The sequence below is a fragment of the Kitasatospora sp. NPDC057223 genome, assembly GCF_042669755.1.
GTDB lineage: Bacteria > Actinomycetota > Actinomycetes > Streptomycetales > Streptomycetaceae > Kitasatospora.
Window position 1 is genome coordinate 16,884 of sequence record NZ_JBHUWW010000085.1, and the last position, 20,605, is coordinate 37,488.

Below are 20,605 nucleotides of genomic sequence, written 5' to 3' on the forward strand. Positions count from 1 at the left end.
GGCACCGGAACCGACGAGCTCCGTGGCACGACCACACGCATGATGACCAAACATGAATATCGACGATGCACGCAGGACCCCGTCCGCGGACCTGCCAGCGACTGAAGACCTTCCAGAACTGCGCCCCCGGGACGGGGACGGCCTCGTGTGCTGGGGGGACGATGGGTTGAGCCGTTGTCGTGCAGGCCCGGCCCGTGGGTGCGGGCGGTGGTCAGCACCCCGCCGGGTGACCGCTGGCGGTCGCCCGTTGGGGCTGCACGCGGGTCACCGCGATCAGCTGTCACCGACGACCTTCGGCCGGTTACGTGAGCGGCTCGGCCGCCCTGCCCGCGTCAACCGTCTGCTTGAAGAGCTCGCCGATGCCGTCGGCCGCAGGGGGCGCCGTGGCGGGCGTGGGCTGGTCACGTCGGCTGAGGGCGGTACAGAGAAAGGCGGCGAGGTCGGCGAGGGTGGGGTTCTCGCTGGCCACGCCGAGTTCCTGCGTCGGAAAAACGCACGGATGATGTCCGCACGGGCGGGTCACGTCACGCCTTCGCGGATCCAGCAGTCCTTGAACGCGGCCTCGTGGTCCGCGGAGGCGCTGTTGGACGGGCTTCGGGCGTACATGACCGAGCAACTGGGCGACCCATCCTTAGGCCGCCACTGGGAGCGCGCTCGCCGGCGGGAACGGGTCCGGCCTTTTCGGGGCGGCCGGGACTGAGGCGACTGGCGGGGGAGGCCGGTGGTCTCATGATCGTGGGCAGGTGCCCGGCGTCGCGGTCGCTGGGCCAGCTATAGTCGTGCCTGTGGCCGTCGTAGCGATTATTCGCCGATTTACCGGCCCCCTGGCCTCCGAAGGGTGCCGCAGGGGTCGGACTTCGCCACGTCTCCAAAGCTGAGGCGGCTGACCTCGTAGAGCGGCCAGACCCAGGGGCTGGGGGGTTTCTGAAACCCCGTCACTGCTCTTGGCCAGGAGGCCGACATGCCCGCCCACCTTTCTGCCGATCAGCTCGCGCGTGACCTGTCCGTCCGGGATCTCACCGACCCGGCCGCCGGGGCGCACGCCCTTCAGCTCGTCCTGGGCCACGCCGTCGAAGCGCTGGCCGACCGCTGGGGCTGCGAGGTCCGCTGGTGCCGCGGCGAGCGCACCGTCACGGTCGAGGACAACTACGACAACCTCGGCTACCGCACCGACGACGTCACCCGCGACACCCGCGACACCCGCTACGTCGACGACCAGCTCATGCTGCGCAGTCACTCCAGCGCGCTGATCCCGGCCGCGCTGCGCGCTCTGGCCGCGGCCCCGGCCGACGACGTGCTCCTGGTCTGCCCCGGACTGGTCTACCGCCGCGACAGCATCGACCGCCTGCACACCGGGACCCCCCACCAGCTGGACCTGTGGCGCATCACCCGCCGCCCGTCCCCCATGACCACGGCAGACCTGGACGACATGGTCACCACCCTTGTCGCGGCGATCCTCCCCGGCCAGGAGCACCGCCACGAGGACCGTGTCCACCCGTACACCCTCTCCGGCCGCCAGGTGGACGTGGAGCGCGACGGCGAGTGGATCGAGGTGGCGGAATGCGGTCTCGCACACCCACAGGTGCTGGAGCGCGCCGGCCTGGACGCCTCGTGGAGCGGCCTCGCGCTCGGCATGGGGCTCGACCGGATGCTGATGCTGCTCAAGGGCATCCCGGACATCCGTCTCCTGCGCGCGGCCGAACCGTCCGCGGCCGCCCAGATGACCGACCTGGCCCCCTACCGGCCCGTGTCCGCCATGTCCGCGATACGCCGGGACCTCTCCGTTGCCGTCGACCGCGACGACCTGGCAGAAGACCTCGGCGACCGGGTCCGCGACGCCCTGGGGGCGGACGCGGACTGCGTGGAGACGGTCGAGATCCTCACCCAGACGCCCGGCGCGGAACTCCCGCCCCGGGCACTGGAGCGACTCGGAGCCCGCCCGGACCAGAAGAACGTCCTCCTCAAGGTGGTCCTGCGGCACCTGGACCGCACCCTCACCGACCATGACGCCAACCTGCTGCGCGACCGTATCTACGCCGCTGTCCACCAGGGCACCGCCCACCAATGGGCGGTGCCCCACTGACAGACACCGCCGGCCGTCGGTATGCGCCACCCTCCTCAACCTGCACGCAGCCCTGGTTCGAGTTTGCGGCTGCCTGCGGGGAGCTTCGGGAAGTCCCGGCAGCGGCCGAGCCGGTGGCCGATGATGGCCGGATGACGGAGACCTTGGGCCCAAGAGCCTCAGCGACGATGCCAAGATGGTCGCTGTCGCCCTGGTGAAGGCGCGCCTCGCGTCCGGGTCGACGGCGGCAGCGGCGAAGACGCGCTTCAGATCCTCGACAGGTTCGAGGAGAAGTTCGACGAGCGGGGCCTACACACGCGCTGGAGGCCCACCTGGTCAAGGTCGCGGCCAGCCTCGCCGGTGGGCGCTCGGCTACTTTGGAGCGCCTGGAGCAGATCGAGCGGGACGCCCTGCACCCGCCAGCAGCAGCCCGGCGGCTGGTCCGGACGCTGACTCCCGTACGCGGATCGGCCTGCCGGGGGGCGACGTCGCGAGTGAGACTGGTTGGAAAGCGGTCGGCTGGGCCCGGTCCAGGCCGTCTTCGCGTTCATCTGTGGCGGCGGGGTGGTTCGGGCCGGCCCGGGTGGTGCGGGGGTCAGATCCGGATCAGGTTCGTGTCCGGGGGTGTGGTGGGCCAGTGGTGGCGGCGGGTGCGGGCGACGTTCGCCCGCGTGGCGCTCTCCCCGGCCGCGTCGGCGAGGACGGGGACTGCGGGCTGCGGGAGCACGGGGGCGGGTGCCGGGATGACGGTGCGATGCGGTGTGCTCGTGGCAGGCTGTGTCAGGTCTTCGGTCCGGGCCGCGCCGTTGAGGGCGGAGGTGCTCTGGTTCTCGAAGAAGCGGAGCATTTCGACGGGGAACGGCATGACGAGTGTGCTGTTCTTCTCGGCGGCGACGTCTACGACGGTCTGTAGCAGACGCAGCTGGAGTGCGCCGGGGGTATCGGCCATGACGCCGGCGGCCTGGGAGAGTTTCTGGGAGGCCTGGTACTCGCCGTCGGCGGCGATGACGCGGGCTCGGCGCTCGCGTTCGGCCTCGGCCTGCTTGGACATGGAGCGCTTCATCTGGTCGGGCAGGGCGATGTCCTTGATCTCGACCCGCTCGATGCGCAGGCCCCAGGGTTCCTCGGTGGGCTCGTCCATGACTTTCTTGAGAGCGGCGTTGATGTGGTCGCGGTCGGAGAGCAGGGTGTCGAGGTCGGCGCGTCCGATGACGGAGCGCAGCGAGGTCTGGGCGATCTGGGAGACGGCGTTGGCGTAGTCGTTGACGTTGACGAGTGCCTTGACGGGGTCGATGACCCGGAAGTAGACGACGGCGTCGACCGTGACGGTGACGTTGTCCGCAGTGATCGCTCCCTGCGGGGAGACGCCGAGGACCTCGGTCTGCACCGAGACCTTCCGCATCCGGTCCCCGATGGGGCGGATCATCCGCAGGCCGGGCCCACGGATGTCGGGCAGCAGCCTGCCGAACCGGAAGACGACGCCCCGTTCGTACTGCTGGACGGGGCGCACGCTCAGCGCCAGCAGCGCGAGCCCTGCCGCCGCCAGGATGATGATCAGCGCGATCAGTACGGTCATGGTGAACACGTCCTTCTCTGGTGCGAATGTCTGTCAGGGTGTGGTCCCCGCAAGCGTGCCGGGTCCGTCGACGGGGGCCGGCGGGTGTTCGAGGACGGCCTCACGTTCAGGGAGCGAGGCCGTAGGCCGGCGGCAGCGGGTTCACCGCGGCTGGCGTTGGGACTGACGATCGGCCCCGCAGCGCCCCGGGCATTCGCGGGCCCGGTGCAGTTCGGCGACGTGATGGCGTCGGCGCTGCGGGGGCGGTGCCCGCGGGGGCGTTTGCTGGGCCTAATGTGTCAGGCCGGCTCGCGGGGGAGGAGGCCGACGGTGTAGCCGTCGTCGTCCACGACCGGCCAGGCTTCCAGGTGGCGGATCCGCATGGCGGTCGCGGCGGTGGCGGCAGGCATGCCCGCGTGCGCGAACGGGCCGCGGTCGTGGACGATGTCGGCCACCGAGGTACTGCCGGCGTCGTTGGCCCGTCGGTAGGGGCCGAGCTGCTGGCTGGTCAGCAGGCCCGTGCAGCGGCCGTCGTGCCCGCGCACCAGTACGTGGCCCACGTGGGCGCCGCGCAGGATGTCGATCGCCGTGTCGACGAGGACGTCGTCACTGATCTGCAGGTCCGGCAGGCCCATGCGGTCGCGGACGGTGGCGCGGTCGTCTACGGCGCGGACGTCGACGGGCTGGTCGTCGGCCGCGGCGACCGCGGGGGTGTCGCGGACCGGCGCGGCGTGCGCTGTTTGAGCTGGGCCGGCAGTGGCCGCCGGGAAGAGCTGGTAGGCGGTCATCGGCCTGCTCCTGCCGGGAGGTGCTCCGTCGGCCGTTCTGCCAGCAGGGCGCTGGCGGTGCGGGTGTTGGCTGGGTCGGCCGCAGCGGCCATCAGATCGGCGGCGTCGGCCGGGTCGGTGTCCGGGGGGATCATCAGCAGGTCCAGGCGGCGGGGTGCATAGGAGCGGACCATGATCTCGTTGGGGTCCTGTTCCTCCAGGAACCAGCCGGCATGGACGACGTGTCCGGTGACCGGGATCCGCGGGGGGATGGTGGGCCAGTGCGTGGGATTCAGGGTGACCCGGGTGACCCGGCCCCAGCGTTCGTCCAGTCCCTTCGCCAGGGAGGGGAGTTCGGCGGGGAGGTCGTGCGAGCGGGGCCACCAAGCGCCGTCCAGGCGGCCTGCGGCGGTGTCATCCGGCGTGAGCGACAGCCGGAGTTGTGCTGCGGGTGTCCGTGGCGCCGTCGTCTCACGGTCGAAGGTCACGTTCATGTCCTGGACCTGTCCCCGGGTCCATTCGCATGGGCCCGGCGTTGTCGGTCTCCGGAGACGAAGCCGGTTCGGGGACCGGCATGCGATGTGCCTTCGGTGACTCCCACGCTACTCCGGTGCGGAGCCCGACCCGCCATGGCCGCGGGGCCGGCTGCGCGTGCCGCTCTGCGCGGATTGCCCGTCGCCTGCGTGTCGGCGGAGGGCGCCGACTGCGGGTGTGGTGGAGTGGGTGGCTGTGGCAGAGGCTGATGGGGGCTCCGGCAGGGTCCGGGTGGACCGGTCGGAGGGGTTCGGTGAGCGGCTGCTCGGTGTGCTGCTGGACCGGGCGCACGAGATGCCGCCGCAGCTGATCGCCCCGCTGATCGCCGAGGAGGTCGCCATCGTCGGGGGCCGGGAGGTCTCGATCCTGCTGCAGGACTACGAGCAGCTGATGCTGGTTCCGCTGCGCGGGCGCCGGTTGAGGGTGGGGGAGCCCCAGCCCATCGACGCTTCCCCCGCCGGTACGGCGTTCCTGCGCGCGGCGGCGGTCGAGGTGGCGCAGCCCGACGGGGTGCGGATGTACCTTCCGCTGCTGGACGGCAGCGACCAGGTGGGGGTTCTCGCCCTGACGCTGGACACCGTGGACGACGACGACCGGCGGCTGCTGCGGCGGCTCGCCGGACTGGTGGCCGACATCCTGGTCACCAAGAACGGCTATACCGACGAGTTCTTCAGGGCGCGTCGCCTCTCGCCGATGTCGACCGCCGCGGAGATCCAGTGGTCGTTGCTGCCGCCGCTGACGATGTCCACCCCGCAGGTCGAGGTCGCCGGGATCCTGGAGCCCGCCTACCAGGTCGCCGGTGACAGTTTTGACTACGCGCTCAACGGCGACATCCTGCACGTGGCCGTGATCGACGCGATGGGCCACGGACTGGACGCGGCGGTGATGGCGACGGTCGCCATCGGGGCCTACCGCCACTCCCGGCACTCGGGCATCGCGTTGGCCGAGACGTATGCCTTCATGGACACGGCGATCGCCGACCACGATGTCGTCCAGCAGTTGAAGGGCCCCACGACGTTGCCGGTCGGCTTCGGCGGGGAGCAGCCACGGATCAGCGAACAGCTGCTGCAGCGCGGTGACCGGGTGCTCTTCTTCACGGACGGGCTTGTCGAGGAGCACCTGGCCGGCGGTGAGCAGTTCGGCGAGGAACAGCTGATCGAGATCGTCACGCGGGTCGGGCGGGCGGAGGTCGGTGTGCGTTCGATGGTGCGGGCGCTGTCCCACACCCTGAAGCGGGAGCGGGGCGGGGCCACCAGTGACGACGCGACGCTCTTCCTGGTCGAGTGGCGCGGCGGCAGCGCCGACCACCTCGCGACGGCCTCCTGGGACGACGGCCGCAGCATCCCTCCCGGAGCGGCGGGCAGCAGCCGGGACCAGGACCCGATCGCCTGACCCGGCCCTGGCACCGCCTGGGTCGGACGTACCTTCGCCACTGTTCCCAACCCTGACGGAACGCCCAGGACTCGAAGTCGGCTACGACGCTCAGCCATGCCGGTATCCTGCTCCGGAGCCGCCGCTCCGGCGTCTCTTGCACCCTTGCCTGGCCGGTCAACCCCTTCCCGGTCGGGTAGGCGAGCCCGGCCCTGGGCGAGTCCGTCGGCCGAGGTCTGGCGTTCCGCTGCCTTCGGGCCGCCCGTCAGTCGGCGAGGCGTTCGGACGGGCGTGGTGGCTGGTCGTGGCCGGTGCGACGGTGCGGGACGGCTCCGGCACCGCCCCTGGCCGGTCAAGTGCTGGAGGGGGCGGGAATTGCAGTGCCTCATCGGCGAGGGCTGCGCCAGGCAAAGCATCGCCCCGAGGCCCTCTGCCTCCGCCGCGGGACAGGGTAGGGCGGCCTCGCCGTCTCCTGTGAACGGGCCGGCGGTGCCCCCGTCCGCGGCGTCGCTCGAACGGGTGGCCGCCGCTTCGTTCCCGGCGCGTCCGTGCCGCGCGTGGGTGCTCGCGCGGTACCTCTCCTCTGCATACGTACCGACTCGTCGAAACAGGCACTTATGACCCTTCGTCGCCTGGCCCAGGCTGCCCTGGTCCTTGCCCTCACCTGTCCCGCCGTCCCCGCGTCCGCGTGGGCCGCACCGGCCCCCGCCGTCACCCGCGCCGTCCTGCAGCCCCCGCTCTCCGTCGCCGACTTCCCGCCGCAGGTCGAACGCGCCTGCCACATCTGGGAGGACCTCACCTGGCCGACCAACCCCCGCCCGGTCGACTTCCGCATCCCCGGACCTGCGTACATTCGCGGCGGCAACCCCTACGGCAACCGCAGCGGCGATCTCCCCGGCGGTGGCGCCTACCACGAGTACGACGTCAACCCGCGCCCCACGCCTACCACCCACCGCGACGCCGAGCGCCTGGTCCGCGACGAGGCCACCGACCAGGTCTGGTACACCGACGACCACTACACCAACTTCCTCGAGATCTCGGACGGTTGCTGACGTGAACACCGCCGCCTCCGCCCCGTCCGGTGGCGGCGACGGTGTGCTCGGCCCCCTCCAGTGGGACCTCCTGCCGAACCGACCCTGGGCCGCGCTCACCGCCGAAACCCGAACACTGCGCCTCGTGCGCGGCGAACACTGCCGCACCGTCCCCACACTGCTGACCGAATGGGCCCGCAGCCTCGCCTTCCCCGACTACTTCGGCCACAACTGGGACGCCTTCGAGGAATGCCTCACCGACGCGGTCCACCCTCCCGGCGCCGCACCGGCTGCCGGCCTCCTGGTGGTGGTCACCGCCGCCGAATCCCTCCTCGCCGACGAACCACCCGCGCGACTCGCCCTGTTGCTGAGAATCCTGGACGCGGTCGCCACCCCCGCACCCGGCACCAACACCCTGCTCAGGGTGCTCTTCACCACGAGCGCCACCACCACTGCGGACACCCGCCGCCGCCTGCGCGCAGCCGACCACGAGAGCTGAGCCCGCTCCAGCCGTCCGCGCCGCCCGACCCTACCGACCCGGGACTGCCCGGCGCGAACTGGTCCCCACCGGCCGGCTGCCCGGGCCAGCCCACCACCTGCCGCTCCGTCCCGGCGGCCACGAGTGCCGTGCCGCCCGGCCCGGCCGCGGGCCGGTCCGCATCCCGGCGGGGGTTGGTTCGTTGGACTGATCATGTCCGTCACCGCCTTCTCCCGAGCTTCGTCCCGTGCCCGTGTCCTGGCGCTGCTGCCGGTTCCGCGCGCGGGTACCGAATCCGCCGCGTACCTGGGACTGCTGCCGCAGTCGTCATCTCCCGTCCCGGCGATCGTGGCCGGTCCTGTGCCGGACGCGGATCCGCCGCTGTTCGCGGAGCTGGCCGACCTGTGGGAGGCATTCGGCCGCAGCGTACCGACCCGCCCCGACCCGCAGTGGGACGCTCTTGTCCAGCCACCGTGCACCGGCCGGCTCCGGGGCTGAACCGATCACCTTCCACCACCCCCGGGGCAGGACCGTTTCCCCGGCCCGATCAGCTCGTTGTTCCTGTCGGCGCCTCTAACCAGGGCAGCGTCTGCCCGCCCCGGCCGGCCGTGACGAACCCCCACGGTCTCCCGGCCCGGCGGTCAGAACCCGGGGGAGTCCGGCGGGTACACCCCGCCGGTCTCCCGGGCAGCCACCCGCAACGGGCCTTCTCCTACTGTGAGTTCTGGATTTGGACCGAGGTCTGAGCGGGGTCTGCAAGGAGAGCCTTCGGCGCTCCAGTGCCTCCAACCAGCGCCTTTCGATGCGGAGTCCCATCAAATACTCCCTCCCCCAAGGGCCACGCTGCCGGATGCGGCTCGGGGCAGGCAGCCCAGCCCATCAAATCTGACAAACCGTCAGCTAAAACCAGTCTAGGCGGGGAGACCGAGACGCGGGAGCGATGGGGGCACCGTCATCGCCGGCTACCTCGTCGCGCGCGTCAAGCCCGGGCAGGGCGGTCGCCGATCCCAGGGCCGCCCACAACCCCCCCCGCCCCACCCAACGTTCCGCCACCACCATCCCGCAGCGCTGCGCCCCCGACCAGCGGATCACCAAACACACCGCGGACGCCACCGCGCCACGACGACCCGCAGCCAAAGGAGTGATCGGCTGTGCCGGTGGTGTTCTGCAGCCCTGCCGGGCGTGCCGCCCCGGACCGGACCGAGCTGCCCGTAAGGTCAGGGCGGCCGGGTACAGATCCTTGTCTGCGTCTTGGCCGGCCCCGGCCGACGGATACGTCGATGTGCCTGGACAGGACGCCCGGCAGGCGGACCGAGACTCCGGAGGAGTGAGTGATGACTGCTTCCGGCACCGGCCCACGCGCGATCCCCGCGTCCGGGTGGGACCCCCGCCTGTACTGGCTGTGGATCCTCTACAACACACTCGCGTTCGTCACCGTCCTGACTGTCGGATTCCTCCTCGCGGTCCTGGGCAGCAACGTCTTCCACCTGTCCCTGGCCAGCGGCCGCACCCTGGTGGCACTGCTGATCGCCACCCTGGGCGCCATACTGTTCGGCGGCGTCCTCGGATCCCTGCAATGGCAGATCGTCAGACAGCGCGTCCCGGTGACCCGCAAGGCATGGATCACCGCCAACATCGGACCCGCCCTCCTCGCCTGGCTGCTCGTCATCATGCCCGCAGTCATCGACGCCCAGAACACCGACAAGAACGCCTCCACCGCCTACCTGCTGGCCGCCAGCCAGTCACTCGCCCTGGGACCGCTACTGGGCCTGTCACAGTCGACGGTGCTCCGCCCCGTCACCCGCCGCTGGGGCTGGTGGATCGGCGCGAACCTCGCCTCCTGGCTCATCGTCGACGCCCTCGTCCTCCTGCTCGCCCACTTCGCAGCCGGTCCCGACGTCATCACGGCCGACGGCTCCATCGCCGAGGTCTACCTAACCCTGATCGCCACCACCCCCCTCACCGGCCGCGCCCTGCTCTGGGTACTGGCCCCCTCCGCCCTGACCCCCACCCCGCGACCCACCTGACAAGCCAACCGCCATCCAGCCCGCCGACCGACCACCACACCTGCCCGGCCTACGGCACGGAAGGCCCCACCCCACCAGACACCCGACCCCGCCGCCGCACCGCGGCCGAGGCCGTCCCGCGAGCCCGCCCGCCCGCTGCCCTGGGCCGTCCGCTGCTCCGCGGTCCGGCTCGTCCCGCGCGCTCCGATGGCCATCTCCGGACTGCCGGGTTGCTGGGCTGGCCTGCACAGTCGACGCCCGGCCCGGCCCGGTGGTCGGCCGGGGCAGGCGCACTCGTCCCGGGGCCGTGGGGCCTGTCCGTTCGCCGCGCGCCTTGGCTGCCGACACTCCTGTGGCTTCGGGCGCGGGCCGCCGCCGGCTCGAGCTTCGCCCGGCCGGCCTGCTCGCCGTGTGCTCTGCCGTCGCGGGTCGCTGTTCCGGGTCATCGTCGCGGCCCCGTCACTCGGCCGCCCGCTGGTCCGGGCCCGCGATCCGGGCTGTCGTGGCATACCGAGGCGCGGGACATGAGGTCGAACATCATTCGACCTCGGGATCACCGCCCTGTCGCTCGCAGCCGAAGACCCCGACAACGGTCAGCTTTCCCGGCAGGTCGGGGTCCTTGGCCGAGCCGAGGAGGGCGCACTGCCAAACGGTGTCGGACGCCGAGTCCTTGATGCTTCCGGCGCCTTCGTAGCCGGCCGGGCCGCCTGTGCAGCCCGACCCGGCCACACGGTTGATGTCATCGACCAGGACCGCTTCGCAGGTGTAGGAGGGTTCCGGGGCGGCGCTCGCCGGGCCGACGGCGGACAGGGCAGCAGCGGCGAGAATCGCAAGCATGACCGTGCCGCGCGTGATGCAGCTACGCACGTCTTCTCCTAAGTGCAGTGGGCGGATGCGGGTAGCCCTGATCCAATCAGTCACACCGCGTGGCAGGCCCGAATTCACCGCGTGGTGGGCGTTTCACCGAACACCACCCGCTGCGCCACCCGGTGATGGTCCGGGCGCTCGCGCAGGACTGCTACCGGCAGACGGAGCAGGCGCTGCGCGAGGCCGCCCCGGGCATCGCCGCGACCTGCCGACCAACCGGCTCCCCGGTCGGCAGGGGCGCCGGCGTCCAGCCGCCCCCGGGCCGCACTCCGGGGGCGGAACCCCTGTCCTCGGCTCCACGGTGTCGGCGGCGGCTGGAATTCCTGGATCTGTCGGGCCGGGGCGGTCCGGGATCGCCCGCGCCCGGTCCGCTGCCGTCGTTCCACCCCCGTTCCCGCTCGCCGCGCCGGGCTGCTGCCGGCGCTGCCCGAGCCGCCCCTGGGCCTGCCGGCCCGCTTGCCGGCCCGGCCGCGGTCTACCAAGACGGCGGCGGCGCGACTCGCGTCCGCCTCTGGGCGGTCCTGCGTCCGGGTGATTGCCGGCACTTCCGAGCCGGCTTCGTTCGTGTGCGCCGCTAGGTTGCTGGGCGACCCGCTGAGGCTTTCCCCGGAGGACACCGATGGCCATCCCCGCCCTGGACCACTCGACGACCCGCTACTCCCTGCCCCACGCCTACTGGATGGCGCGGGCCGCCGGCCTGGCCTCGCTGGATCGTGGCGGTATCGAGGAGGCGGCCAGGGCCTGGGGCTTCGAGGAGGTCAGGCACTTCGAGTCGACGCACCAGATGCCGTTCCCGATCGAGGACACCCAGGCCTACGTGATGGCCGGCGACCGCATGATCGTCGTCGGGTTCCGGGGCACGGAGGTCCTCAAGATCTACGACTGGCTCACCGACGTCGACACCCCGCCCGTCCCCGGGCTGGCCGACAAGGGCTTCGTCCACTACGGCTTCCACCAGGCCCTGCAGTCCGTTTACCCCCAGATCCGCGACACCGTCAAGGAGTTGCGCACCGATGGGCAGAGCGTCTGGTTCACTGGCCACAGCCTCGGCGGCGCCCTCGCGATGCTGGCTGGCAGCAAGTTCTACTTCGAGGAGCCGCAACTCCTCCCCGACGGCGTCTGCACCTTCGGCCAGCCCCGCACCTGCGAACGCCTCCTCGCCGGCGCCCACAACACGGCCTTCAGAAACCGCTGCTACCGCTTCGTCAACAACAACGACATCGTCCCCCACCTCCCGCCGGGGCCCCTCTTCACCCACGTCGAGGCACTGCGCTACTTCGACGCCGACGGCAGGATCCACGAGGCCATGCCCCTGCTGGCGGGCTTGAAAGACCGGGCCAAGGGGGTGAGCGCCGACCTGTTCGCCCCCGAGACCGACGCCGTCAAGGACCACCACCTGCCCAACTACCTCGCCGCGTTCGAGAAGAACCTCGTCACGGCCGCCTGAGCTCAACCGGTGCGAGGTGCGGTGCAGACCCGGAGCAGGACGCGACGCGGCCGGTGTATGGACGGGAGCCACGCGACTCGGGACTGCCCGCACACCGGACACCCACTCCGCCCTGCACCTCCATCGCTGCCCAGGTACCCGAGGCGGCTCCTCCCGGCTCCTGGCCACGCCGTCTGCGAAGTTCCCGCAGACATCCCGCGACCCGACTCTCTCCCCCTGATCTCCGCAGCCCACCACTGGACCTGCTCTTCGCCATCGACCAGGACGCGCCCACGGCCGCCGCGCCCGTTGAACCGGCAGGATCTGTCCGGCCAGTGCGCGCCGCACCGTGCTGCTTCCGGGAGCCGGCGGCCGGGGCGCGGGAGAGACGGGGTGCCAATCGAGCAGAGCAGACACCCGGCCCGGGCGGGTGCGCTGCGCATCGCGCCGGGGCCGGTCGTTGCGCGTGCCTGGTTCGGCTCCTGCGGGTCGGCTACCCCTGGCCGCCGCTGTTTCGTCGCACGCTTCGCCTGGGGGCACTGGCCCCGGTTGCTCGGCGGCGAAGCACCGGAGGCGCATGTTACCAAGCGTGCTCTTGCGGCTCCGCAGTGTTGCGAATGCGCTACACTTCGTACGCAATCTGTTTCGTCGTCGGGCCGCTGCTCCGTCAACTCCTTGCAGTTCGGAGCCCGTCCGCGCGTGCCGCGGGGGCGTCAGGCGTGCAGCGAGCTGGCGGTGGGCTACCTCTGGAGGAGCGGGACATGGCAACACTGCAGGAACTGACGGAACGCTGGGGCAAGGAGGTTGCGGTCGGCTACAAGGAAAACGGCAAGATCAGCGACCTCCGCTCCTACAACTTCCCGGACCGCTACCTCCGGCACTCCAACTTCGAAATCTGGCTCCACCCGACTGAGGACTCCGATACTTTCCGAAAGGATTCCTCGTTCCGATTCTCGGATACACGGAACTGAAATCGACCTCGACCGCACCGGTAGTTGCCACAGAGGAAGTAAGCCGCCACCAGGAACGGAGCAGTCGGGCCTGCCGCCCGGGTCTGCCGGTGGGGGAGACGCCGCCGGGCGGTGGCCCGCCCATGCGGCAGACCCAGTGCGATGTCGGGGCCGCCGGCGAACTGGGTGAGCAGCCCGCCGGCCGGCAGCCAGCAGTCCTCACCCGGGACGTCCTTCTCCCACGGCAGCCCGCACTCCTGACACCACGTCCCCGACCCGCTGGACCTCAGCGTCGGCCCGCAGCCGGGCCCAGACCGCCCTTCAGGCCGGCGGGCGCGGACTCCTCCTGCTCCCCCTGGCACTCCTTCCGGCGTTCCCCGTACCGCTCCTCCTGGCACTTCTCCTGTCTCTACCCCCACCTTGACTCGCGGATGGTATTCGTGCAGGTCAGAGCCCCTGTCGAGCAGGCCGGAAATTCCGACATCCCGCTGTGCACCTTTCTCCTGTTGTGGTGGGTGGTGGTGGCCGGTGTGCGTGGTCAGGACGGGCGGGCCTGCGGCGCTTGTGGTCGGGCCTGGCGACCGGCCCGCCGGGTTGATGCCCCGGCCGATCCGCGCGGCGGGCTGCCCGGGACGCCGCGGCCGGCGCCGCCGGACGCTCACGGAGTGCTGCTGGAGGTTCCACGTAGGTCATCCCGCACGCTCGCCGACTGGCATGAGCGCACCCGCGACCGCCCTCGCCCCGGCCGCCGGCGCCCCCCGGCACGCCCCTCCACCGGCGTTTTCGAGCGCCCCGGTCGGCGGCCGCGCCGCCGGTGTCCTGCGCCTGGCGGCCGGCACCGTCTGCGGCGGGCGCCGCCACGTCCGCAGGGTCGGCACGAGCCGCACCCGCCCCGGTGGTTTTGTTCACGCGTCTCAGCAACAGATGTTCACCAGAACTTACGAACATAGCCAGTCGGGAGGCCCGCGGCACTGCTGTGGCGGCCCGCGGCCCGGCGGCCCCAGCGCTGGGGCCCCTCCCACGTGAGCACCACCTCGCCCAAAGAGCCGGCCCCGCGCCCACCAGGGCGGGCGCCCGCCATCCCGACCATCCGAGCCTGCTCCATTCAGCATGGCTGCTGTCTCTTCGATGGCAATTTCCTGTGACGTTTGGTGACGGTCTCCTGAGCAGCTTCGAGGGAGAACGCGAGGGTTGGCTTCCGCTCGCGAAATTCCACGGGTGCACTCGCCCAGGAAGTAACTCCCAGTAATGGAAGATCGTTCAACTCTTTCCCATTGACGGTGCCCTGCCCCATTCGCCATGGCAGGCATCGGCGATTCGGTCTACGCTGGATGAGGAAAACTAATCTCATGTCTCGCGCATCTTCACAGTGAAGGACTGTCCAGTACGGGAAATCAGCCTCGACACCGGGAGCGATCTCGCCGCAGGATATCCTGGCCGCGCGAAGCACCCGCCGGGGGAAGAAGAAGGTGTGTTCCTGTCACTCGCTGGCGAATTAGAATCCGGGGCGAAGTAGAACCCGGGGATGCAGAGACAATTCAGCCCAAGGAGGGGCGACATGCCCCAGCAAACAGCATGGCGCTTCTGCAATAATTGCAGTGCGATGTTCTACGACGGCCCGGATAAAACTAAGTGTCCCGCAGGTGGCGGCCGCCACGTAGCAGCCGGTTACAACTTCTCGCTCCCGTACGATGTGCAGGGCACACCGACAGACCAGACCGCTTGGCGCTTCTGCGGCAAGTGCAAGGAAATGTTCTACGACGGGGACCAGGACAAGGGCCGCTGCTCCGGAGGAGGTGGCCACGCAGCGGCAGGGTTCCAATTTGTCCTGCCGCATGATGTGCCCGGAACGGCGCGGACGCAGGACTCGTGGCGCTATTGCGGACAATGCCGCGCTTTGTTCTACGACGGTAGTCCGAAGAAGGGCGTGTGCCCCGCAGGTGGCGGTCACATCTCCGCAGGCTATAACTTCGTGCTCCCCCGTCTGCCCGACAAGAACGACCCCGTCCCCCCCGTCCCCATGGACGACTTCATCGCTATCCCCGCGGACGGCTGACCAAGGGCGCTCGGCGGCGTGCGGGTGCGGCGGGCCCGGACTTCTAAACGTAGCTCCTGACGCCACGACCCCTCACCTGACATCCCTTCCTGGAGCCCCTTTCGTTCTGTGGTGGGTGGGAGATGGGCGTGTCGATCGGTCGGGAGGGCCTGCAGCGCCGTGGTGGAGGTCGGCGGCCCGGCTCCGGGGGACTCTTCCGGCGGGTGGCTGCGGGGCGTGAGGCGGCCCTCTATCGAGTTTTTCCCTGCGGGTAGATCTCGGTGGAGAGTTCCCGCAGGTACTGCTCCACCGTGCCGGGGTCGCCGGTACGTACCCAGGTGTAGACGGCGGTGCGCGAGCGTCCGTTGAGGCTCTGCAGGATGTACCCGTCGACCAGGCCGCCGGCCCCTTCGCGCTCCCGGGCCACGACCTGCCGTGGCCGGTCCAACTCCTCGACCGGCACGAGGGCCTCGACGTCCTCGGTGTCCGGGCGGTCCCGGAACTGGTGCACCCACTGCGTCTGTATACCAACCACCCTTCCCATCTCTCGCTCGATCAACCATCCGTCCCGCGCACCGAGGCTGGCGGGCGGGACGGCGCCCTGGCCCCGCTGTCCGGTTGGCTGCTTCCCGCTGACTGGCCCGCCCGTCGCCGGGCCGTCCGGCGGCGGCCCCCCATGTTCCACCCCGGCCCGCTCCTGCCCGACGAGGCCGTGTCGGGGCGGGCTCGCTCTGGTTCGTCGGCCCCCGGTGGTGGTTGTTCGGGGTTGCGCCGGTGCGGCCCGGTCTGTGCCGGGCGGCTGTTTGCCCTCTCGTCATCGGGGTGCGGCGGACACCGATCGGCCCTGTGGCCTCGCGACGAGCGTGGACAGTGGGGCGGCCCTACTTGCCCGGTGTCCCGCAGTCGGTTCTCGGTTTCCAGTCACCAAGGCCGGTTGTGCCATTCGGCTTCGGGTATGCGCCCCTCGGAGGCATCGCTGCAGCTCTCGGCGCGGGCCTGGCCGACGAACACCGGTCGGCTCAGTACGACGTCTCCGGCGCGCTGGGCTCGGAGGATCACTCCGAGTTCCTCCCAGGCCAGTTCCCCGTAGGCGTAGTAACGCCGGCCGTGACCGCGGGCGCTCGCGTACTCGGTGAAGGCGTCGTCCAGTGCGGAGGGCACGCGTCCGACCAGGGGCAGTCCGTTCAGGGTGACCTGCGGACCGCGCAGTGCGTTGACGACCACGCAGGTCAGGCGTTCGGCGTCGTAGTACACCGTGAGCGGAGCGATGACTTCACCCACCCTCACACCTGGCACGGTCCGGCGCCACGCAGCTCACCCGCGTCCCCGCCGCATTCGCGGCGGGGGCGCGTTGCGTCCGCTGAGGAGCAGGCGGCACCTGCGGCGCGGAGCAGGGTGGTCAGGGGTTGCGGGGGTGGTTGAGTCGGGTGGGCGGTCCGAGGCCGAAGAAGTACGCGAGGGCATGGGGCGCGCTGGCGGGGTCGCGGGGCCGGGCGTCATAGCAGGTCCAGCTGCAGAAGGACGTGGGATTCCATTCGGTCAGCTGCCCGCATTCGCCGCAGGTCATGACCGGTGCCGCACGGCCGGCCGCCTGGTCTTCCATGGCGTTCACCAACTCTGCCCAGTCTCCCCGCCACAACGGTACGACGAGTACTGCCCGGCGACCTGGGCAATGCCCCCTCGTGTCGAACGGCTGCCGGGCGGGCCGGCATCGGGCAGCCCCTTCTCTTCCAGCCGTGCCGCCGCGGCCCAGCGCGCTCCAGCCCTGCTCCGCGCTCTGTGCTGCGAGGACACCCTGAGTGAGGACACTTGCCCTTGTTCGAATAAGCGTTCGATACTGGGAGTGTGTCCACCGTCGTACCGCTCTCCCGCCCCCGCTCCAGTCCCGGACTGCCGCCGGGGGACGTGGTGTGCGCGCCGGCGGAGCTGCTGTCCGGCCCGGGCCGCTGCTGGGCGGCGGAGCGGCGGTGGCGGCGGGTGGAGATCCGTCTGGGCGGGCGGTGGCGGCCGGCGGTGGTGGAGCGCTGGCGCCTGCACCAGGGTTCGATGAGGTGGGTGGCCCTGGTCCGCTGGGGAGCCGGCACCCGGGAGCGGGCCTGGGTCCTGTACGAGCCGGCCACCGTCCGCCAGGCGCCCCGCCCCGCGGACGCGATCACGGACACCCGGGGCACGGCCGCTCTCACGGTCCCGGCGGTGCCGCTGCCCCGTCCGGGCTGAGATGCCCCCGACGCCCCGCCCCATCCCGCCGCCTGCGGGCTATGCCCCTCACCTGGACGCCAAGCTGCTGCCGGACCTGGCGGTGGCGGGTGTGCCGGACCACGGGGTGGCGTTGTGGCGGGTCGTGGAGGTGCGGGTGGGCGGCTTCTGGGTTCCCGGGGTGCTGAGTGCGTGGCGGTGCCTGCCACTCGGCTGGGCCGGCCACGTCCGCTGGAGCCCGGGCGTTTACGGCGAGGGGTGGGTCCTCTACGAGCCGTGGTGCCTGCGCCCGGCGGTCCTCCTCCACCCTCCGCCGGTGCAGGCCGCGGTCCTTGCCGGCCGCCGGCCCGGCCAACCCGCCCCACCCCTCGCCCCGCCCACGTCCCCACCACCCCTGCTCCCGGCGGGATGACCCGAAGGGCCGCCGCGCGCCGCGGGCCGGGCCCGCACCGAAGCTAAGAGGATCGCCCATGCCCCCGCCCTGCCCATCCCCGCCGGCCTCCTGGACCTGCGACGCGCCCGCGACGCGGCCTGGGCCGAACTCAACCAGTACGTTGCCGAGACCGAGGCCCTGCGCCGCGAGCAGTACCCCGACCCCGAGCAGACCGGCGTGCGGGGCAGGTGGGAGGGCCCGTCCTGGAATGCGCGGGCGCCATCGACCCGGACACCGTCCCCGTCCTGCGCAACGCGGTGCAGGACGCGCTCGCGGCCCGCCCGGCCCCGCCGATGCTGGTGATCGACCTGGGCGCCGTTACCTTCTGCGACTCCATCGGCCTCAACACCCTGCTGCGCGCACGCACCGACGCCGCCCGCCAGGGCACGGCACTGCACCTCACCCGCCCGGCCCACATCGTGGCCCGGATGCTGGAGATCACCGGCACCGACCAGGTCTTCACCATCGACCAGGACGTGCCCGCCTCGCGCACCGCACCTCCTGCCCGACCGGGAGGGTCTCCCCACGGCCTCGTCCGCCCGCCGCCAGGGCTCACCGGGCGGGCCTGCGCAGCTGCCTCACGCCCCGCCGGCCGGACCGGTGAGCCGCCGGCCCACCGGTGAGTCCGGCGCGTGCGCAGTACTGCGACACCGCCTGCCGTACCGGCACCACGAAGCCACTCCTTCTCCCCACAGCCCGCTGTGCCGAGGAGAAGCCGCCGTTGCCCCGGGCCGCCCCAGCACGCCGACCAGCAAGCGCGCGAGCGGAGCGTCGCCTGCAAAACTAGGCTAACGAAAACAACCTCAACCACGGACCCCGGAGCCGTCGAATGCTGGGAGTGCCACAGGAAACGAGACTTCAGCGAAAGGAGTCACTGCGCTGCCCCGAAGCATCGAAGAAGCGACGCCTCTTCGGCAGCTGAATCCAGGAAATTTCCAGTTTCACCGCCGACAGCGTCCACGTATACGCCACCACCCCCTCCCCAACACTGCAGACAAGCACCATGTGGACCAACGAACCGCAGACCGCCAGGCCGGGAGCAGCACGCGGCGTGATGGTTGCTGTAACCATCCGTGACCACCACCAGCACAGCCCACACGGACCGACAAAAACCGCTGCGCCCCAGGGCAGCAGCCCGAGATCGAGTGCACAGGCCGTTCAGTACAGGCCGACTGTCTTAGCCACGAATCCGTCCTCCGCCCATGTCGCAGGTCCTGCACGGGCCGAGGAAGATTGATGGTAGGGACCGATGAGCTACCTCTGAACTACTCCCTGCCAGCACTTTATGCGGCGTGCCCGGGGGCCGACGTGACAGGGGCCGACGTGACACGGCGCACAGAAAGAGAGTCGTCATGTCCAACTATTTCACCTGGCCGTTAAGGTTCAGGTCCGTCAATTACCCGCAGCGGTTTATTCGGCATCAAAATTTCCTGGCCTTCCTCGGGGAGGACCTTGCCGGGACCGCAGCAGCCAGGGACGGAATCTTCTGGCTCGTCCCTGGACTTGCCGATGAACGGTTCTACTCGATCCAGGCGACCGGCAGCCTCCCCGGAAAATTTTACCTGCGCCACCACGAATTCCGCCTGAAGCTACAAGAGTTCCATCCGGGCGACACCCAGTTCGCCAAGGACGCAACCTTCGAGCTGACGCCCCCGCTCGCAATAGACGACATCGAGAACAACGGCATCTCCCTCCGCTCCTACAACTTCCCGGACCGCTACCTCCGGCACTCCAACTTCGAAATCTGGCTCCACCCGACTGAGGACTCCGATACTTTCCGAAAGGATTCCTCGTTCCGATTCTCGGATACACGGAACTGAAATCGACCTCGACCGCACCGGTAGTTGCCACAGAGGAAGTAAGCCGCCACCAGGAACGGAGCAGTCGGGCCTGCCGCCCGGGTCTGCCGGTGGGGGAGACGCCGCCGGGCGGTGGCCCGCCCATGCGGCAGACCCAGTGCGATGTCGGGGCCGCCGGCGAACTGGGTGAGCAGCCCGCCGGCCGGCAGCCAGCAGTCCTCACCCGGGACGTCCTTCTCCCACGGCAGCCCGCACTCCTGACACCATGCCCTCGACCCGCTGGACCTCGGCCCAAACCTGTTGCGGTGGCCGCTCGATCAGTTGGTGCCGGACCGCCATGGCTCCTCCAAGTGAGTTCGTCCAGATGCTGCACCGGGGATCTGTAGGCCCCTGCTCGGTACTGGAAGGGTCATTCACGCCTCAGTCGTTGAAAGAGCCCCGCCAACCGGCGTGAACAGGGGACCCGTTGGCGGGGCCGGACCGACCGCATCCTGAGCCACCGCGCCGATCACCGCCTGCTTCGCTCTTTCGTACGAGCGGTTCACCCGGGCCGGTCCTCCGAGCCGGGTGCCGCGTTGTCGTCACCGCCCCCGGCCCCGAGCAGACCGGTCGCCTCGAACCTGTGCTGCGCGCTGATGCGAGGCAGTTCGGTGCGGGCGAGGCGGGTGACCAGAGGGGCCAGGCCGGCTCGAACGGGCTGGACAGCCCGGAGCCACGCGGGGACGTAGACCGCCGGGGAGCGCCGCTCCACGGCCCGGACCATCCGGGCGGCGACGGTATCCACCGGGTAGACCTTGCGGGCCGGGCCGGGGCATGTGGGCCCGCAGCTCCCGCAGGACCGTGTGCCGATCGGCGTCGCGGGATCATGTCGGTGTCCGTCCAGTTCAGGTAGGCGATCCCCACCGCTACGCCCTGGTGCGCGAGCTCCGCCTGCAGGGCACCCGGCATCGTCCTCGGCGACGATGGCGAATACGTCCCGGGCTAGATGGTCGGTGTCCTCGCCGCACACCGCTCCTGGGATCGCTTCCCGCCTCCGCCGCAGAACCCCCGCTGACCCGCCCGGCTGTGACGCCGCTGCGCCGCCGGGTTTATGGC

19 protein-coding genes and 1 pseudogene are annotated in these 20,605 nt (G+C 70.8%); 12 read left to right on the plus strand and 8 right to left on the minus strand.

Annotated features, from left to right (window positions below; translation table 11 throughout):
- Window positions 1-301: 301 nt before the first annotated feature.
- Window positions 302-469, minus strand: a complete 168-nt coding sequence (locus ACFUK0_RS26185) for a hypothetical protein (RefSeq protein WP_380254314.1) — start codon at window positions 467-469, stop codon at window positions 302-304.
- Between the two features lie 492 nt (window positions 470-961).
- Here ACFUK0_RS26185 and ACFUK0_RS26190 point away from each other — a divergent pair, with 492 nt between their 5' ends.
- Window positions 962-2,083, plus strand: a complete 1,122-nt coding sequence (locus ACFUK0_RS26190; protein WP_380254315.1) for a hypothetical protein — start codon at window positions 962-964, stop codon at window positions 2,081-2,083.
- A 574-nt stretch (window positions 2,084-2,657) separates the two neighbouring features.
- On the opposite strand, the gene ACFUK0_RS26195 is transcribed toward ACFUK0_RS26190, so the two are convergent.
- The 3 genes from ACFUK0_RS26195 to ACFUK0_RS26205 form a co-directional block, all read right to left on the minus strand.
- Window positions 2,658-3,638, minus strand: coding sequence for a slipin family protein (locus tag ACFUK0_RS26195; protein WP_380254317.1), 981 nt, complete (start codon window positions 3,636-3,638; stop codon window positions 2,658-2,660).
- 278 nt (window positions 3,639-3,916) lie between these two features.
- The gene (locus tag ACFUK0_RS26200) at window positions 3,917-4,405 is read right to left on the minus strand and encodes a CBS domain-containing protein (RefSeq protein ID WP_380254319.1); all 489 of its coding nucleotides are present in this window, start codon (window positions 4,403-4,405) and stop codon (window positions 3,917-3,919) included.
- Window positions 4,402-4,872 carry a DUF5994 family protein gene (locus tag ACFUK0_RS26205; protein WP_380254321.1) on the minus strand — a complete coding sequence of 157 codons (471 nt, stop codon included), beginning with the start codon at window positions 4,870-4,872 and terminating at the stop codon, window positions 4,402-4,404. The genes ACFUK0_RS26200 and ACFUK0_RS26205 overlap by 4 nt, the downstream gene beginning before the upstream one ends.
- 241 nt (window positions 4,873-5,113) lie before the next feature.
- Between ACFUK0_RS26205 and ACFUK0_RS26210 the strand changes: the two genes are divergently transcribed.
- From ACFUK0_RS26210 to ACFUK0_RS26230, 5 genes are all read left to right on the plus strand, one after another.
- Window positions 5,114-6,310 carry a PP2C family protein-serine/threonine phosphatase gene (locus ACFUK0_RS26210; RefSeq protein ID WP_380254323.1) on the plus strand — a complete coding sequence of 399 codons (1,197 nt, stop codon included), beginning with the start codon at window positions 5,114-5,116 and terminating at the stop codon, window positions 6,308-6,310.
- Window positions 6,311-6,906: 596 nt separating this feature from the next.
- Window positions 6,907-7,341 (plus strand): ribonuclease domain-containing protein, encoded by a 435-nt coding sequence (locus ACFUK0_RS26215; protein WP_380254325.1) that lies wholly within the window; start codon window positions 6,907-6,909, stop codon window positions 7,339-7,341.
- A gap of 1 nt (window position 7,342) precedes the next feature.
- Window positions 7,343-7,819: a barstar family protein gene (locus ACFUK0_RS26220; protein ID WP_380254327.1), complete on the plus strand. Its 477-nt coding sequence runs from the start codon at window positions 7,343-7,345 to the stop codon at window positions 7,817-7,819.
- Between the two features lie 192 nt (window positions 7,820-8,011).
- Complete coding sequence (locus ACFUK0_RS26225) at window positions 8,012-8,296, plus strand: hypothetical protein (protein ID WP_380254329.1); 285 nt, start codon at window positions 8,012-8,014, stop codon at window positions 8,294-8,296.
- A gap of 836 nt (window positions 8,297-9,132) precedes the next feature.
- Window positions 9,133-9,825 (plus strand): hypothetical protein, encoded by a 693-nt coding sequence (locus tag ACFUK0_RS26230; RefSeq protein WP_380254331.1) that lies wholly within the window; start codon window positions 9,133-9,135, stop codon window positions 9,823-9,825.
- Between the two features lie 516 nt (window positions 9,826-10,341).
- On the opposite strand, the gene ACFUK0_RS26235 is transcribed toward ACFUK0_RS26230, so the two are convergent.
- Window positions 10,342-10,671, minus strand: a complete 330-nt coding sequence (locus ACFUK0_RS26235; RefSeq protein ID WP_380254333.1) for a hypothetical protein — start codon at window positions 10,669-10,671, stop codon at window positions 10,342-10,344.
- A 619-nt stretch (window positions 10,672-11,290) separates the two neighbouring features.
- Here ACFUK0_RS26235 and ACFUK0_RS26240 point away from each other — a divergent pair.
- From ACFUK0_RS26240 to ACFUK0_RS26250, 3 genes are all read left to right on the plus strand, one after another.
- The gene (locus ACFUK0_RS26240) at window positions 11,291-12,118 is read left to right on the plus strand and encodes a lipase family protein (RefSeq protein WP_380254335.1); all 828 of its coding nucleotides are present in this window, start codon (window positions 11,291-11,293) and stop codon (window positions 12,116-12,118) included.
- A 740-nt stretch (window positions 12,119-12,858) separates the two neighbouring features.
- The gene (locus ACFUK0_RS26245) at window positions 12,859-13,068 is read left to right on the plus strand and encodes an AbfB domain-containing protein (protein WP_380254337.1); all 210 of its coding nucleotides are present in this window, start codon (window positions 12,859-12,861) and stop codon (window positions 13,066-13,068) included.
- Between the two features lie 1,537 nt (window positions 13,069-14,605).
- Window positions 14,606-15,103 carry a hypothetical protein gene (locus ACFUK0_RS26250; protein ID WP_380254339.1) on the plus strand — a complete coding sequence of 166 codons (498 nt, stop codon included), beginning with the start codon at window positions 14,606-14,608 and terminating at the stop codon, window positions 15,101-15,103.
- A gap of 229 nt (window positions 15,104-15,332) precedes the next feature.
- Here ACFUK0_RS26250 and ACFUK0_RS26255 read toward each other — a convergent pair whose 3' ends face one another.
- Both ACFUK0_RS26255 and ACFUK0_RS26260 read right to left on the minus strand, forming a co-directional pair.
- The gene (locus tag ACFUK0_RS26255; RefSeq protein WP_380254341.1) at window positions 15,333-15,593 is read right to left on the minus strand and encodes a hypothetical protein; all 261 of its coding nucleotides are present in this window, start codon (window positions 15,591-15,593) and stop codon (window positions 15,333-15,335) included.
- A gap of 410 nt (window positions 15,594-16,003) precedes the next feature.
- Window positions 16,004-16,363, minus strand: coding sequence for a hypothetical protein (locus tag ACFUK0_RS26260; RefSeq protein WP_380254343.1), 360 nt, complete (start codon window positions 16,361-16,363; stop codon window positions 16,004-16,006).
- 564 nt (window positions 16,364-16,927) lie between these two features.
- Between ACFUK0_RS26260 and ACFUK0_RS26265 the strand changes: the two genes are divergently transcribed.
- The 3 genes from ACFUK0_RS26265 to ACFUK0_RS26275 all read left to right on the plus strand — a co-directional run bounded on the left by ACFUK0_RS26265 (window position 16,928) and on the right by ACFUK0_RS26275 (window position 19,531).
- On the plus strand, window positions 16,928-17,299 hold the full coding sequence (locus ACFUK0_RS26265; protein WP_380254345.1) for a hypothetical protein: 372 nt from the start codon (window positions 16,928-16,930) through the stop codon (window positions 17,297-17,299).
- A gap of 600 nt (window positions 17,300-17,899) precedes the next feature.
- On the plus strand, window positions 17,900-18,334 hold the full coding sequence (locus tag ACFUK0_RS26270; RefSeq protein WP_380254347.1) for an STAS domain-containing protein: 435 nt from the start codon (window positions 17,900-17,902) through the stop codon (window positions 18,332-18,334).
- A gap of 729 nt (window positions 18,335-19,063) precedes the next feature.
- On the plus strand, window positions 19,064-19,531 hold the full coding sequence (locus ACFUK0_RS26275; RefSeq protein ID WP_380254349.1) for an AbfB domain-containing protein: 468 nt from the start codon (window positions 19,064-19,066) through the stop codon (window positions 19,529-19,531).
- Between the two features lie 520 nt (window positions 19,532-20,051).
- Here the strand turns inward: ACFUK0_RS26275 and ACFUK0_RS26280 are convergent.
- Window positions 20,052-20,449 (minus strand): annotated as a pseudogene (locus ACFUK0_RS26280) (short-chain dehydrogenase); the annotation flags it as partial.
- Window positions 20,450-20,605 lie beyond the last annotated feature (156 nt).